A 15424-nucleotide genomic window follows, 5' to 3' on the forward strand; every position below is an offset into this window, starting at 1 on the left:
CTGGCGATCACCGACCCCGACGCCCTGACGCAACTGGCGGACCTCGCCGAGGGCGGCGACCGGCGGCTGGAGGTGCGCCTGTTCTGCGGCGGGTCGGTTGCGTTCCACCCGAAGGCGTACATCTTCTGGTCCAGCGCCGGCGAGGCCGCCGCCGGCTCCGTGGGCTAGAACGCCGCATCAGTCAGTATCCCCACGGTTGTCGGGCCAATACGACGCCGACCACTGACACGGCTCCCCACTCCTCGTGGAGGCGTCTGGCGACCCCGTTGAGTTGGAGGCCCGTTGTGCAGATGTCGTCGTAGAGGATGACTCGGCTCCCGGTGATGCGCTCGGGATGCTGTAGCCGGAGGGCGGAGGCGTGCTCGGTCGCCGCACGTCTCTTCACGTCGAACATCTGACCGGCTGACTGGACCGTCTCCTCCTCCTTCACGAGAGTGGGGGAGTCCGGATCGTCGAATGGCCACCTGTCGTGGAAGTCCTGTAGCGCGGCTATCTGGATCACCTCCGCGTTGTGCTCGCGTCCGGGATGGCCAGGGTTGGCGATGATCAAGTCCACGTCGTTGGGGCGCCAGCTGTTGTTGAGGTGGCCGATGAGTAGCCGGGCGAAGATGAGAGCCCAGCCTCGCTTCTTCTCATACTTGAATCGCCGGATCACCCGATCGAGTGGGTCGGTGTGCAGTGCGATGGCTTCGATGCGCTCGAGGTGGGGCCGACCGGCCTTACCCGTGCAGAGGTTGTTGAAGCAACTGCCTTGGTCGATCTCCTGCGAGCAGATGGGGCAGGGGTGTTGGATCGACTGCAAAGTCTCAGCGGCGCAAGTGACGCAGACGTGCCATGGCCCGTGCTGCGCGTACGGCAGCCTGGGCAATCGGGAAAGTCGGACCGGTCGAGCGGTGTTGCCATCGACCTGCGCTAGAGGGCGAACGGTTCGAGGTGTAGCTCTTTGCTCGCTCTCAGCAGCTGATCGGCGTCCACGAGTTCGCGGGCGAGGTCATCGAAGTGTCCGACCGGGGTTGCCCGGCCGCGATCGAGCATCTTTTTCGCCCACTCCTGTGAGGTGGCCAGAGACTTGACGAGGAAGACCTGCTTGCCGTGCTCATAGGCCAGCCGGGCCTGCATTCTCGCGCCGGACTTCTGCGACGCCTCGATCACAACCGTTCCCTGCGAGATGCCCGAGGTGACCTCGTTGCGCTTGGGGAACGACCAGGCGGAGGGCTTGGCCGTCGGGAAGAACTGGGACACGACGACCCCGCCGGTGTCGACGATCTCCTCGACGAGTTCGGCGTTCTCTGCGGGGTACACCATGTTGATCCCGGTGCCGAAGACTGCGATCGTGCGGCCACCGGCATCGAGTGCCGCCCTGTGCGCGGCGGTGTCGATCCCCCGGGCGAGCCCCGAAACGATGGACACGCCGTGTTCGGCGAGCTTGCGCGCCATCGCACGCGCACGATTGAGACCCTCGGCGGTGGCGTTGCGCGTGCCGACGACGGCGATCGACTGTGCGTCCAGGTGGGGGTCGAGGACGCCCCGATAGAACAGGAATGGCGGGAGATTGTGGATGAACCGCAGATTCGTCGGGTAGTCGTCGTCGAGGACGGTGGTCATCCGCGCCCCGTGTGCTGAGGCTGCCTCGAGTTCTGCGTCGGCCCGGTCGTAGGCGCTGGCCCACCGCACCGGCGACGCCGTGGTAATCAACCAGTAGGTGCGGTGCGCCCGCTCGCTGGACTCGATCACCTTGCCCTCTTTGAGGGCGTCCAGGGTCCGTTCCCGGTGGGCCTGCCGGGCGATGACCCCCCAATCGCAGCGGTCGCCCCCGTCGGTCAGGGAGCAGAGCGCCAGCAGGTCACGATGTGTATCGGCGGCATCACTCATCGTTGGCATCCGGACTCTCGCAGATCTGCTCGGAACTCCCTACACGTTCGACGAGATCTTACGACCCGCCTGTGACAGTCACTGGCTCATGCGCCGGTTCGAGCAGGCCGCCGTCGGGAGCCGGCGGTTCCGCGGCGACGACTGTTCCGGCGGGCGTAGAGTCCGGGGGCGTGATGGCGGCTGAGGTGTCGGCGGGGCACTCGGGCCCGCCTGCCGTGGGTCCGGTTCCGGCCGGCGTGCCGGATGAGGGTGGCCCCACGCCGGTGTTGCTGGACGGTTCGGCTGAGGGTCGGTTGCTGCCGCGTCTGATCGATCGGCTCCGGGACCCGGATCTCGACCGCATCGACATGGCGGTCTCCTTCGTCATGAAGAGCGGCCTGGCCCGCATCCTCGGCCCCTTGGAGGACGCGCTGGACCGGGCCGCCCGCGTCCGCGTTCTCACGACGGACTACCTGGCGATCACCGACCCGGACGCGCTGACGCAGCTGGCGGACCTGGCCTCCGGCGGCGACCGGCGACTGGAGGTGCGCCTGTTCAGCGGTGGATCGGTCGCGTTCCACCCGAAGGCCTACATCTTCTGGTCCAGCGCCGGCGAGGCCGCCGCCGGCTACGTGGGCAGTTCGAACCTCAGCGCCTCCGGCATCGACGGGGGAGTGGAATGGAACCTGGGCACCGATCGGGTGGAACAACTCGTGACGGGGTTCGAGTCGCTGTGGGCCGACGCGCGTTCGAAGCTGCTCGATGCGGCCTCCCTCCGCGGCTACCGCGAGACGTGGCGCGAGAGTTCACGCACCGCCGCCGCCTCGCCTCCGGACCCGAGCTCCGGACTGGCTGACACGCCGACGCCTGGTCCAGTCGCGGGAGCAGCGCCGCAGCCAGTTGCGGTCGCCGAGGAGGTCCGTCGCCTGGTCGGCGTGCCCGACGAGCCGCCGCTGCAGCCGGTGGCCCCCAGGCCGATCCAGTCTGAGGCGCTGACCGCGCTGGAGCGAACCAGAGCGGACGGCTTCGACCGGGCGTTCGTCGTCATGGCTACGGGCCTGGGCAAGACTTGGCTGGCGGCCTTCGACAGTGCTCGGCCGACGTTCCGGCGCGTGCTGTTCGTGGCGCACCGGGCGGAGATACTCCGCCAGAGCCGGGACGTGTTCCGCCTGGTGCGGCCGGGCGCCGATCTGGGCCTCTTCATGGGCGACGAGAGGGTGCCCGACGCCGAGATCGTCTTCGCGAGCGTGCAGACCCTGGCGCAGGACCGGCACCTGAGCCGGTTCGATCCCGCCGGGTTCGATTACGTCGTGATCGACGAGTTCCACCACGCGGCGGCACCCACCTACAGACGGGTGCTGCGCCACTTCCGGCCGGAGTTCCTGCTGGGCCTGACGGCGACGCCCGACCGGCGCGACGGGGCCGACCTCCTTGCACTGTGCGGCGACAACGTCGTGTTCGATTGCGGTCTGGCCGAGGGCATCCGTCGCGGCGAACTCTCGCCGTTCCACTACTGGGGGATCGCCGACGTCACCGATTACGCCCCGATCCCCTGGCGCAGCGGCCGCTTCGACCCGGACACGCTGGCGACAGCCATCGAGACCAGCGGACGTGCCGCCAAGGCGCTCAGCGAATGGCGAGAGAAGGGAGGGGGGCCGACGCTGGCGTTCTGCTCGTCGATCTCGCACGCCCGGTTCATGCAGGAGTTCTTCGCCGCGGAGGGTGTGCGTTCGGCGGCCGTGTACAGCCGCGAAGACTCCGACCCCCGACACGGATCGGTCGCTGAGCTGCAATCGGGAGCGATAGAGGTGCTGTTCGCAGTGGACGTGTTCAACGAGGGCGTCGACATCCCCGAGGTGCAGACGGTCCTGATGCTGCGCCCGACCGACTCGCCGGTCGTGTTCCTGCAGCAACTGGGGCGGGGGCTGCGCAGGACGGAGAGGAACGCGGCTCTGCGCGTGGTCGACTTCGTGGGCAACCACCACAGCTTCCTCAGCAGGCCGCGCACGCTCCTGTCGTTGGGGATCCGCACTCCCAGCGACGCCGAGGTCCTCGAGTCGCTCCAGAGCGGCGACTTCGAGTTGCCACCGGGATGCTCGGTGGACTTCGACTTGGAGGCGATCGAGATCCTGAGCCGCTTGGCGTCGCCCTCGATGAGCGAAGCTGAGCGACTCGGGGAGTTCTGCCGGAACTACGCGTCGGAGAACGGCGTGCGACCCACCGCGGCGCAGGCGTTCTCATCGGTCGGCGTCCGGACGTCGGCCAAGCCGGTGAGGGATGCCGGTGGCTGGCACCGCTACCTGGGCGGCCTCGGGTTGCTGCCGCCGGACGAGCAAGCAATGGTCGGGGCAGCGTCGTCGTGGCGATTCTCCCCGCTGAGAACGTCTGGGTTACTGCCGTTGGACGAACAAGCAGTGGTGACGCTGGGGGATGTGCTCCGGGGCTTGGAGCGCGAGCCGCTCACGAAGGCCTACAAGCTTGTGACCCTCGCCGCGCTGGTGGAGCTCGACTCCCTCCACCGGGGCGCGCTGGCAGGTGATGTGGCGAGGGTGGCCCGCGAGCTGACAAGGCGCGATCCGCGCCTCCGGGCCGACACCGAGCAAACCCGTCAGGTGTCCGATCTCGACGCCGTGAGCGATCGGGCGTGGTTGGCTTTCTGGAGGAAGAACCCCCTGACCTATCTGAGCGACAAACCTCACAGCCTGTTCGAACTATCCGCCGACCGTCTCGACCCCCGGTTCTCGGTACCGGCTGAGCATGTCGCCACGTTCGCCAGCATGGTCGCCGAGATCCTGGAGTGGCGCCTGCAGGTCTACCTGCGTGATCGTGGCGCGGTGGACGAGATGGTGCTGCGAGTAGGCCTCCACGACGGCGAGCCAGTCATCCTGCTGGACCGGACTCGGCATCCACACCTCCCCACCGGCAGCACGAAGTTCAGAGCCGACGGCCGGACGTTCACCGGTACTTTCGGTGCCGACAGATTGCGGTTCGCCGCCTCTCCCGGCCAAACCGGCAACGCCCTGACTCAACTGCTCTTCCACTGGTTCGGCCCTACCGCCGGACGGTTCGGCTACACGGCCGAAGTGGTGTTGACCCGCACCGGCCAAGCCTGGGAGGTGCGGCCTCGGGAACAGCCGGAGGCCATGAGCACCGCAGGGCGGCACGCTGCGCGCCCGGTGTCGTAGCCCTGAGCCGAGACACGTCCCCATCTCGATGCCCATCGGATCCATCGATGCGACGTCGACGGTCGAACGGTCCTGGCGGTCGGTGTCCGGCGGCGGGAGGGCGGCTTGGCGCAGTACGCCACACTGCTGGCGTGTCCGAACGCTGGAGCCTTCTCCTGGCTCGGCCGTGCCACGATTGGCTCCTAGGTGTGACAACCGGGGAGGTTGTCCCTGGGTTGAGGGGGTCGGGGGTCCCCGTTGGGGTGAGCCCCCCGGGCGATGCTGTGGGCAAGTGACTGCTCAAAGCTCGCAGGGAGGGCTCGTGGCACAGATCAGGCGGCACCGCGACGCCAAGCTGGCGGCGGCGGCGCGGCGGGCGGTGGCCGGGTTGATGATCGAGGGGGGCTGGAGCGTCGCGGCGGCCGCCGAGCGGTTCCAGGTGGGCGCCAAGACGGCGCGCAAGTGGCGGGGCCGCTACCTCGCCGAGGGCGGGGCGGGGCTCCTGGATCGCTCCAGCCGCCCGCACGGCTCGCCGGCGCGCACACCCCCGGAGGTGCGCGCCGGGGTCATCGAGCTGCGCGCCCAGCGCCGCCGCGGCGCCGCCTGGATCGCCTCTGAGGTCGCCCTGGCGCCATCGACGGTGCAGGACATCCTCAACGAGGTGGGCCTGGGGCACCTCGATCGGGGCGACCGCGCCACCGCCGGGGCGCAGCGTTATGTGCGCGAAACCCCTGGTGAGCTGATCCACACGGCACCGAGAGCGTAGGAACGGCATCTGGCCGGCTTCGCCGATGATGAGCAACCGCTCGGCGGCGAGGCGCCGCGGGTCCGCTCTGCCAGCACCCAAATCGTCCGGCACGCCTACCGGCATTGGTGCCGACGGTGGTGATTCGTCACCGAACCCGCATCCGCGGACGCTCACCCCCGCCGCCTGCGCAACCGCCTACAACCCCATCTGACCAGGGCGATTCAACGGCTCCGCCAGGCGAACAGGGTCTCATCGAGCCCCACGCCGAAGGAGGCCCCCTCCCGCGAATCGGAGCACTGAGACCCCATTCTGGAGGCCCCCGTCCCACCACTCGCGGACCCACGGCCCACCCCGCTGCGGACCCGCTCCCCGCTCAATCCGAAGAGGTGGCATATTCGGCCTGCGGCGGCCGTTAGAGTCCAGGCGTGGTCATCCGAGTCATCGCCCGTCTGCTCTACGGGGTTCGGCGCTGCAGGCAGTTCTGGATGCGGTGGACCATGTACTTCGCCCGTCGGGCGTTGCAAAACGATCTCGGCCGGACGTTGACCTTCGTGGTAGGGGCTTTGACGATGGCCGCCGCTTTCCGCTGGCTTGACGACTCACCTTCGTTCGCCACCGCGACCGGGATCGGAGGTGCCCTCGTCGGGGTAAGCGGCATGGCCCGCTGGTTGAGGAGGGTTAAGTTCCCAGGGGCCGAGCTGGATATGGTCAAGTCGTCTGATCGGGCCGAGCAGTATCGGGAGATGGCTGGCCAGCGGGATGCGGGAGTTCTGTCGATCACCGAGGCGGAGCAGACGGACACGACCCGACAGCTTGTTGCCGAGAAGGCCGCTCAGGCTCTGTTTGAAGATGCTGCCGAGGACTATTTCGAGGGCTGTCAGTTCCGGTTCTTCATGTATAGCGATCGCCAGCAAAAGTTGATCGCGGTCTTGCGGCCCGATGCAGTCCAGGCAGAGCAGCGGGGGTGGAGGCCAGGGGAGGGTGTCACCGGAGTGGCCTATCAGAGCGGCATCTACCAGATCGCTCAGGGCGACAAGACCCACGACGGCACATTTGGCCTCGATTCGGAGCGCCAAGAGCGGTATCGGCACCTAACCGAGGTGGCAGCGATGCCAGTGGTGAACGCCAACGATCGCCTGATAGGCGTCTTGTCGGTCTCGCACTCCCAGGATCGGGTTATTCTGGGAACTGATGAGGGTTACCGGAAGCACGCGGCCATCGCCAGCTCGATGGCTCGAATCGTCGTCGACCTGCTTGGATGGCGTACCGATGAGCCCCCGGCCACGTCATCATGATATCCTGCATGATACTAGCGGACTGACGGAAAGGCCAACACAATGAGTGACATCAAGCGGATCACGGAGTCCTCGGAGCGCGGCGTGCCTTCACAGGTGCGTTCCCGCGAGGTGACCAGTGAGGATCGTCGGGTCGCAATCGAAGAAGCCCGGCGCGCAACGAAGCCACTATTCCATCTGACCGACGGCCACATCTCGCACATCCGCAACGAGGAAGCCAAGAGCATGATGTAGGCGCTCCGCTAATTCGTAGTTGTGTTCGAGCAGGGGACGATCAACCCGCGCGTAGGGTTGCTCTCCACGGGGGCCTCCTCCCACAAATCGGAGTGTTTCACCCCCGATTCTGGAGGCACCCACCCTGTCGATCGCGGCCCTGCCGCCGACACCCCCCGACACCCAGTCCCCGCTCAAATCCGAAGAGCCGCCAAAGTCCGCCGCGCACGCGCCACGCTCAACCGCGCCACCAAACCCGCGACAGACCTCTAACGACCCTCGTCCCCCCGGAGTGATGGGTCAGAACGTGTCCGGCGGAATCCAGCCCATTGGGCCGGTGAAGATTGGCGCGCGTTGTGCTCCTCCGCTACAACAACTACGCAGCTCCGTTCTGAATCAGGCCGATGAGGTGATTCTGTGTGTCAATGACTCCTCGGAGACTGTCGGTAAGGACACTGCAGCCCGTGATGGCGTACTCGTTGGCGATCTGCACCACCGTGGATGCGTTGGTGGCTGCTGTCTGGCCTTCTTCGGCGAGAGCAAGCAGTTCGAGGTGGGTGGTGCGCCACGGGTCGGATTCGAGGATTCCGCCGTCGTTGAACTTGACAAGCCGGTCGCGGTCCGGAAGTGGAGTGCGCTGCCCCTCGACGACACCAATCCCCAGGGCGTACCACCAAAGGTCCACTTGGCGCGGGAAGGCGGCGCGGACGTTGGATCGATCGACGAGGCGCTTCTGGAATTCGGTGTGGAAGCTCTTGGGGAGCCAGAGGTCCTGATTGCCGTATCGCGGCCCGCTACTCATGGGCCACCTCCTCTCTAACGGTCAACTGTCTGCTGTCGTCTTGCCGGCGGGCGCATATGGAGCAGATCTGACGGTGGTTGCATGCGCACGACCGGACCGTTGGAGCCCCGTCTCCCCACTCGTTCACGAGGTCTACCGGGTAGTCCTTGGAGCACGAGAGAGTGGAGACCGATCCCGCCCGCTCGTCGAGCAGATCCTCAATGTCTCGAATCTCTGACCGGGTCATGAGGAGTACAACCTGGTACGCGAGCCCAGCAGCGTCGATAGGATTGGTGAGGAGCTCGACCATCCGATGCTTGACCGCTCCAGAGGTCATCCCGAGGGGTGTATCGATGATACGAGGTGCTTCGCGGCCCGCCACCTCCATAAGCGCCCAGATGAATGAGAGGGTGAGCGCCCGCTGCGAGGCACCGTTGAGTTCGTAGTCAGCGTCGAGGGTCTTGTCATCCTGTGTGTGGATCACGATATCGAATCTATCGTTGATCGTGACGCTGGTGAAGACTGCAGCCTCTGCGTCTGGATCGGAGCCGACGATGTCAAGAAAGAGCTTGTTCATTCGGGCCGACACGCGTTGTACATAGTCGGACTTGAGTGAACCGAGGGTCCCGCGAGCGAGTTCGAATAGGTCACCGGCGACAACCGACCGCAGCTTGATCGTCTCGTTGAGGGTCGCGTCTGCCTCAGCCTTCTCCACTCGTTCGCTGGCGAGGCTCGCCTCCGCTTCGAGACCCTGAAGTCGACCTTCGACTTCTCCATACTTGCGGTCGAAGTTGGACTTCTTCCCTGCATTCTGTGCAATGCGGTCGGTCAAGATGCGCACACGGTCGACATCGATCTTCGTGCGCCTTTCTCGCTCACTATCGACATCAGCATGCTTGCGTCGCTGAGCATCGCGGCACCCTGTGTACTGCTGTTGCAGATTTGCGGCAATGTCGTCGAATGATCGGCTCGCCTCGATCTCCGCCCGTTGGACGCTGGAACTGTTCCGAGCCAGATGCCATACCGTTGAGAGACGTTGCAGTTCCGGTGTCACCTCGCGTTGCTGAGCAATTAGGTGCTCGACGTGCTGATGGCGACCACTCCCCTCATCGAGGGTCTCGCCGCAGATGCAGATGCCGAGTTCAAGACGGTCGGTGAGTACTTCGATGGCGGCACCGGGAATCACCTTTCGGTCAGCGAGGTCGTTCAAGATGCCGAGTCCATGCTTGAGCTGTGGGCCAATCAGTCGCCAGGACAGCGCCTCAGACCGGAGCAACTCCTTCATTTGGCTGCGAATGGCAGCCTCTTGGACTCCCAGCTGCGAGAGGTCCCCTTCGAGTTCTCGGATCCGAGCCTGAATGACGTCGAGGTCGCCGATGCCTCGAATCCCATCGAGTTCTCGTTCATCAACGCGGATCTGCTCGTCCACGCGGGTAATCCGCTCACGGATTGTGTCCAACTCGTCCTCGGTTTCGGCGACGCGCTTTTGAATAGACTCGAGGGCAGCTATGGCGGTTTGGTGTTCCTCCCCGCCGTCATCTGCGAGTTCCCGCTTAAGACTCTTCGCAATATTCGAGAGGTGCCCTTCAGCGGCTTCGACGTCATCCAGGCCTAGCAGCTGTCGAATGGCGCTGTGGACCGCTTTCTGACGTTCCCGGTCAGCCCGCTGGCCGCTCGAGATGAATCGCTGGACATCGTCGCCGTTCGTGAAGAAGACATCGGCTAGGCTGTCGGGGAGGAGTTTGTGGATCAGGCCCTCTTTGCCGTCTCCGATGTCTTCCTCACCGGCTGATGTGCGGCGGAGTAGCCGGAGTTGGTCAGGTTTGCGCTGGGGTGGCCTGTCGTCCTCAGCAGGTGTCTCCTCACAGGTCCGGATAAGCCGGTACCGCACTTCGTTGTCGGAATACGGATCTGCAGGATCTGCAGTGGTGAACTCGACGCGCACTTGAACCGTGACGGGTTGCCCTGCGGGCTTCGCTGCGGCGGTTAAGCGCATGTCAGGTGGTATCCCCTTCTCGCCATACATGGCCCAGCGCAGCGCGTACAGGATCGACGTCTTGCCAGAACCGTTCTCAGCCCGGATGACCGTGAGCGGCTGCTGGAAGTCGGTTGAGAATGTCAGGTCGACGCTCTCGAGCAGTTTGAAGTTCTTGATGTGTGCGCTCTCAAGTCTCATGCGGCGTCCTCCAAGCGAGCTGCGACTTCGCTGGCGAAGGACGTGACAAGATCGCTGATCGCGCGGCGCTGCGCTTTGTTGCCGGGCTCAGAGTGCTGTATGCGGAGCACTTCGACGAATCGAACGACCAAGTGCGCGTGGTACCCGTCGTAGCGCTCAGCGATATCTTGTACGGCCTCGCCAGCAGCGCTGGAGACCAGCTTTGTTGCGTCAGGCATTGGCGTCCGTCCAGATCTTCTTCTCGAGGTCTCGTATTATTTTGTTGGGTCCGTCTGAGTCGAATTCGTTCTCGGCGATGCTCGCGAACTCGGCGGCTCGCCTTAGCTCTGATTTCAGCAGGGACTGGCCAATGGACGTGTCGATTTCCGGTGGTATAACGAGAAAGTCGTGTAGATGCGCGATGTTCTTGTTCGGAGCTTGTCGGAGTATTCGGCCTCGGCGTTGGACCCATTCTCTTCGGACCGTGCTCGAGGCGAGCAGGAACGCGGTGTCCGTCTGGGGGATGTCCACGCCTTCGTCGAGGACCTTCATTGCTGTCAGCACCTGATAGTCACCTGATCCAAAACGCTCGAGAATGCTCTCAGAGCGAGAACTCCCAGTCTCGCGGTCTGTGTACTGGTGGGAGATGATATGGAGGCTCTCGAGGATGGCGTTCACAGCCGTGATCTGCTTGGGCTTCTCGAGAACAGTTGGCTTTGCGGACGTGTAGATGAGTGTCCTGGTCACCGCGTGGGCACCCATGCGACGGAGTTCAGACTTGAGTGCGGGGAGCTTCGCGTCTGCTTGCTCGATCAGCCCTCGACGCTCACGGAGCAGCCGCTCGATCTTCGGGTTGAGCGAAAATACGACGCCGTCGTCGTCGATCCTGAATCCAGCCCGGATGAGTTCTTCGGTGAGGAACTGGTAGTGCTCCATCTCGACCGCATCGAGTTCTATGACATGCAGGTAGTAGCTATACGGGACTAGGCACCCGGCTTCGATGGCATCTGCGAGCGAGAACTCGAATACGGGCGGACCGCCGAAGAAGTCGAATAGCCGATCGGTGCCGTCGGGGTCATACTGTCGGATCGGTGTAGCCGAGAGACCGATTCTGTGTGTGAAGAAGTCCGGCGGATTGTTGATGAACGACGGAGTGCCAAGATTGTGGACCTCGTCGGCGATCAGCACGAGTTCGACGGTCTTTGGTAAAGAGGTCAACCAGCGTCGCTCCGAGGAGTTGGCCTTAGCGAAAAGAGCGTTACTCATGACAATCACTTCGGTCCTGGGCTTTTCGGTGGTAAAACCGAGAGCCACGCGTTCAAGCTCTGCTCGTCGGTCATGGGTTCCGGTCCCCGTGAGCACGACAGGATTGATTCCGAAGGCGCGGATGTCCTTTGTCCATTGGCGGACGAGCGGCTTTGATGGGACGAGCACGACAACGCAGATGTGTCGCGGCTCCCTGTGTTGCATCTCTGTTGCGGCAATTAACGCGGTGACGGTCTTGCCGCCGCCGGTCGCTATCGCGACGATGCCCCCGGCCTCCTTGAGGAGCGCGTCAACAGCCCGCCCTTGATGGCCGAAGCGGCCATCACGCCATGTGAGGTTGTTCGGAATCTGCAATTGATGGTCAGTCGGAGCATGGCGAATGGCCGACGGAAGATCGGGTTCAAGTCCGGCATCATGGTCTATCTGCCATGCCTCCCAGAAGTCACTCATCGTTGGAGGAGAATCGGCTGCATAGTCACGAAGAATCTCCAACGCCTGCGACACCTCGACCGTCAGCGCTGTGGAGTGGCGGTTTTCCCATTGGCGGTCCCACTGCTCCAGGAAGATCTGGACACGCGCTTCGGATCGGGGTCCGTCCTGCCATGCCCGGTCGATCGACATCTGCTCGCCGTTGACGAGTAGACCGCGTTCGGTCGCGTTGCCGGAGCCGTGGACGGCGAGCCACTCGTCACCGGCTCGAAAGAGCCAGATCTTCTTGTGATATATGCCGCGCTCCATAAGGACGACGCGTAAGCGGAGTCGGCGACTGGCCACCAGATAGGCAAGCGTTTCGACCGTGTGCCGCTGCACGGCAGAATCTGATAGGCCAGCGTCGGTGAAGAGACGCTCGAGTGCTTCATCGAGGACCACCTCGGGCTCGCGTATCCCTCTCTGGATAGCCTCACGATCTTCCTGGCTGAGCTCGGGCGAAACCATGAGATCGAGGTTCCCCTCGGAGTCGTTGATGAATGCGGCGAGGCCGCCCGCAATCTGAGCGAGGCAGCGCGACGTGAAGAACCCAGCTGCGACTCTTGCGGTGTCCGCTGACCGGAATGCCGGTGCGAGAACCTCGCCGACAAGATCATCGGCAGGAATCTCGTACGCTGGACGCACCGAATCGAATAGCGATCCGAACGTCATGATGGTTCGTCTCGCAGCATTTCGGCATCGAGTGCGGCGAGCGCCTCCTCAAGATCAAGCGTCGAGTGTCGCGCCGGGAGTGCCTCAAGCACGGCCGTGTCCCTCCGCGCTCGTAGCGATGCCCTCACCTCGCCCCGACTGCAACGGAGGGCGGCCGCAAGTCCGTCCATTCCTGCGTTCTCGCTGATGCCCGTCAGACGTGCCACTAGAGTCCAGCCAGCGTCGTATTCGTTGAGGTCGGTTGCTTGCGCCGACGCGGTCATCTCGCCACGGCGAAGTATCACCGTGAGCATGTCCCCAATCTTGGCGTTCACTGCTTCTGCAAGACCACGGGTAGATCCCAGCGAAGGTCCAGTGAAGGATGTGCCGGGAAAGGTCAACGTGACTGAAGTGCCGCGTGGGCCGTCGAAACGCAATCGTTCATTCACAGAGAGGTCGAGTAGCGCACCCGCGGCAGGGCTGAGTTGACGCCCACTGCCCCGCGTCACCTCGCGGTCCACCTCGTACAACAACCCGACCACGCCGTCGCCGAGAGCAAACACACCAGGGGCATTCTGGACGTCTGAGTTGCTGTAGTGATACCTCTCATGCTCACGCCGCAGCCTGATCCGCCCATTTTCTGGGACAAACATCGCGGCGTCACAGTACGCACGGACACTTGACTCGCTGACGCCGAAGCGGCGGGGCAACTCCTCGAGAAGCCGTTCGAGCCGTGTCGCGCCGCCGTCCTCGTTGATGCGTTGGATTATTTCGGCGGGGATTCCCTCGTATTCGTCGTCCACCCACTCCGCGAGGCCCCAGCGGAGTTTGTCGGCACGGACGATGCTTGGCAGCAGGGACATCTGTGCCCCGATTCGATCGGGGGCGAGTCCCGACAACTCTCCGATCTCTTCCTTGGTTGCGGGTTTGCCGATTTTCAGCAGTGCGGCCTTGGCCTTTGCCTTTGCAGTGTCCCGGAGTGCGAGATTGACGCCGAGGCGGTGGAGGTCGCTGCGATCAATGAGCCTGTCCCAGTGCTGCTGCCAGCTCTCGTCGGGCAGGGCGGCGCGCAGGCGCGCCTCATCGACGAGTCCGGCGTCGTCGGCCAATTCGCGAGCGGCCTTGCGTAGCCCCTCGACCACCTTGACGGCTTCGCTGCTCAGGCAGATCCCATCGACGCACGAATATGCCAGGGCGTCACGAACCAGTCGCCTCGCTACAGCCAGATCTTCGTCCGGGGCATCAGGGACGGCAGCAGTCGAGAGGACTGCGCGAATCTGCTCCTCGAGCGCCTCCTGAGGGGTCACAGGTGCCAGCCGCTCCGCGAGAAGGGCCGAGATCGTGTGAATCATGGGTCCGACCTGCGATTTCATCGTCGCCTTGATTTCTTGCTCGAGTTGTCTGATCCGTTCCCGTGACAGTCCCACTGTTTGCGCTACGCGCTCGAGAGTCGTGCGATCATCGGCGAAGATCCGGGATTCGAGGACCTGCTGTTTGACTGGGGATTGCTGCACCGAGCACCGAAGGCCCGCGATCGCCAAGACGAGCTGTTCTGCAACAGAAGGCCCGCCGACCATGTCCGAGATCGGAGTCTCGTCGAGTTCGCCGGCCACTCCCAACGCTTTCGCCAGGCTTGACAGGTCACCCTTCAGAGCGTCGCCGAGGGTTTGCGCCCCCCGAAACTCCTGAGCCGCCGCGAAGATTCTCCCGAGCGCCCGCCCGCGCGGTGAGTGACCGCCGAGACCCGGTACCGAGTCCCGCGGTGACGAGACTGTGGGCTCGTCACCCGGCGCATCGCCGGAGGAGGCGTCGAGAGTTGCCAGGAATCGGCTCTCCAAGCCCGCCTCGGCTACGCACATGAAGTCGATGAGTGACGCGATCCCGAAGTTGGGGAGCACGAGGAGATCGCCGACCGTGGTCGGTGCGTCCTCGGTTAGTTGGTTCATGTTGTAAGCCCGTTGCACGCATCCCAAGGTCCTGACTCGGAATGGGCACTGGAACAGCCGCGACCGGGGGATTCCCGCAGGGAGGACGACGTAGTGGATCGGCGGCCGCCGGTTCTGTACGAGATCGGCGAGCTGCCGCAGCAGCTTGTTGTCCAAAGACGTCGCCCGATGGTGCCAGAAGCCGGTCAGATCGCTTACGGTCCTGAGCCTTGGCGTCGCGTCGGTCCGTCGCGCGGCTCGCGGGACCAGAGCCCACGGAAGCGGAGTGTCCGCCATCGACTTCCGATACCAGCGGGGCAGCAGAGGCGTGGGGGGAGATCCCCAGGCAGAGGGCGGCGGGGGAGACGGCTGTGCCTGCACCACCGTCGGTGGCACCGATAGTGGTGGCCGGCCCGGCGGCGCACTCTCTCCTGGCGGCGTATCCGATGGGACGAATTGCGTTGTCGATAGTGGCGAACTCGGCAGCGCCGCCTCTGTCAGGCACATGAGATCAACGAGGACGGTGACGCCGAAGTCGGTCAGGCCCTGGAGTTGCCCGATGGTGACCTGCTGGCCCTCCTTGAGTCTCCCGTAGCCGAAGGCACGCAACAGGCAGTTCCGGGTTTGCGGCTGCAACGGAAGCGCCAACAGGTCGGTGAGACTTGTTCCCCCAGCGAGCACTACCTGAGCCGGTGGCGGGTACCCGATCTCGTCGACGAGCGAGACCAGCATCTGTCGGGCCTCAGTGCCTATGGGGGTCGAGTGCTGCTCCCAGAATCGATCGAGATCTTCGACGGTGCGAATCGGCCCTCCGGCGGGCGGCAGGTCCAAGGCCTCCAGAAGCGGTTGCGGAAGTTGGTGTAAGCGGGCCTTGTGTAGGAGCCACCGCGGCAGGAGCGGCGTCGGC

At 64.5% G+C, this 15424-nt stretch carries 10 protein-coding genes; 4 read left to right on the forward strand and 6 right to left on the reverse strand.

What is annotated here, in order from left to right; genetic code table 11:
* Window positions 1–181: 181 nt before the first annotated feature.
* Window positions 182–802 (reverse strand): ComF family protein, encoded by a 621-nt coding sequence (locus tag OXG55_16675; GenBank protein ID MCY4104872.1) that lies wholly within the window; start codon window positions 800–802, stop codon window positions 182–184.
* 110 nt (window positions 803–912) lie between these two features.
* Complete coding sequence (gene dprA, locus OXG55_16680) at window positions 913–1872, reverse strand: DNA-processing protein DprA (protein MCY4104873.1); 960 nt, start codon at window positions 1870–1872, stop codon at window positions 913–915.
* Window positions 1873–2045: 173 nt separating this feature from the next.
* On the opposite strand from dprA, the gene OXG55_16685 reads away from it, so the two are divergent.
* From OXG55_16685 to OXG55_16700, 4 genes are all read left to right on the forward strand, one after another.
* The gene (locus OXG55_16685; protein MCY4104874.1) at window positions 2046–5036 is read left to right on the forward strand and encodes a DEAD/DEAH box helicase family protein; all 2991 of its coding nucleotides are present in this window, start codon (window positions 2046–2048) and stop codon (window positions 5034–5036) included.
* 301 nt (window positions 5037–5337) lie between these two features.
* On the forward strand, window positions 5338–5781 hold the full coding sequence (locus OXG55_16690; GenBank protein ID MCY4104875.1) for a leucine zipper domain-containing protein: 444 nt from the start codon (window positions 5338–5340) through the stop codon (window positions 5779–5781).
* Between the two features lie 407 nt (window positions 5782–6188).
* A complete protein-coding gene (locus OXG55_16695; protein MCY4104876.1) occupies window positions 6189–7058 on the forward strand; it encodes a GAF domain-containing protein in 870 nt (289 codons plus the stop codon).
* A 42-nt stretch (window positions 7059–7100) separates the two neighbouring features.
* Window positions 7101–7292, forward strand: a complete 192-nt coding sequence (locus tag OXG55_16700; protein MCY4104877.1) for a hypothetical protein — start codon at window positions 7101–7103, stop codon at window positions 7290–7292.
* 355 nt (window positions 7293–7647) lie between these two features.
* On the opposite strand, the gene OXG55_16705 is transcribed toward OXG55_16700, so the two are convergent.
* The 4 genes from OXG55_16705 to OXG55_16720 form a co-directional block, all read right to left on the reverse strand.
* On the reverse strand, window positions 7648–8073 hold the full coding sequence (locus tag OXG55_16705) for a hypothetical protein (protein ID MCY4104878.1): 426 nt from the start codon (window positions 8071–8073) through the stop codon (window positions 7648–7650).
* Window positions 8066–10228 (reverse strand): AAA family ATPase, encoded by a 2163-nt coding sequence (locus tag OXG55_16710; protein ID MCY4104879.1) that lies wholly within the window; start codon window positions 10226–10228, stop codon window positions 8066–8068. The genes OXG55_16705 and OXG55_16710 overlap by 8 nt, the downstream gene beginning before the upstream one ends.
* 210 nt (window positions 10229–10438) lie before the next feature.
* Window positions 10439–12613 carry a DEAD/DEAH box helicase family protein gene (locus tag OXG55_16715; protein ID MCY4104880.1) on the reverse strand — a complete coding sequence of 725 codons (2175 nt, stop codon included), beginning with the start codon at window positions 12611–12613 and terminating at the stop codon, window positions 10439–10441.
* Window positions 12610–15249: a hypothetical protein gene (locus tag OXG55_16720; protein ID MCY4104881.1), complete on the reverse strand. Its 2640-nt coding sequence runs from the start codon at window positions 15247–15249 to the stop codon at window positions 12610–12612. Before OXG55_16720 ends, OXG55_16715 begins: the two co-directional genes overlap by 4 nt.
* Window positions 15250–15424: the final 175 nt, after the last annotated feature.

The organism is bacterium, from assembly GCA_026708055.1.
Classification (GTDB): domain Bacteria; phylum Actinomycetota; class Acidimicrobiia; order Acidimicrobiales; family CATQHL01; genus VXNF01.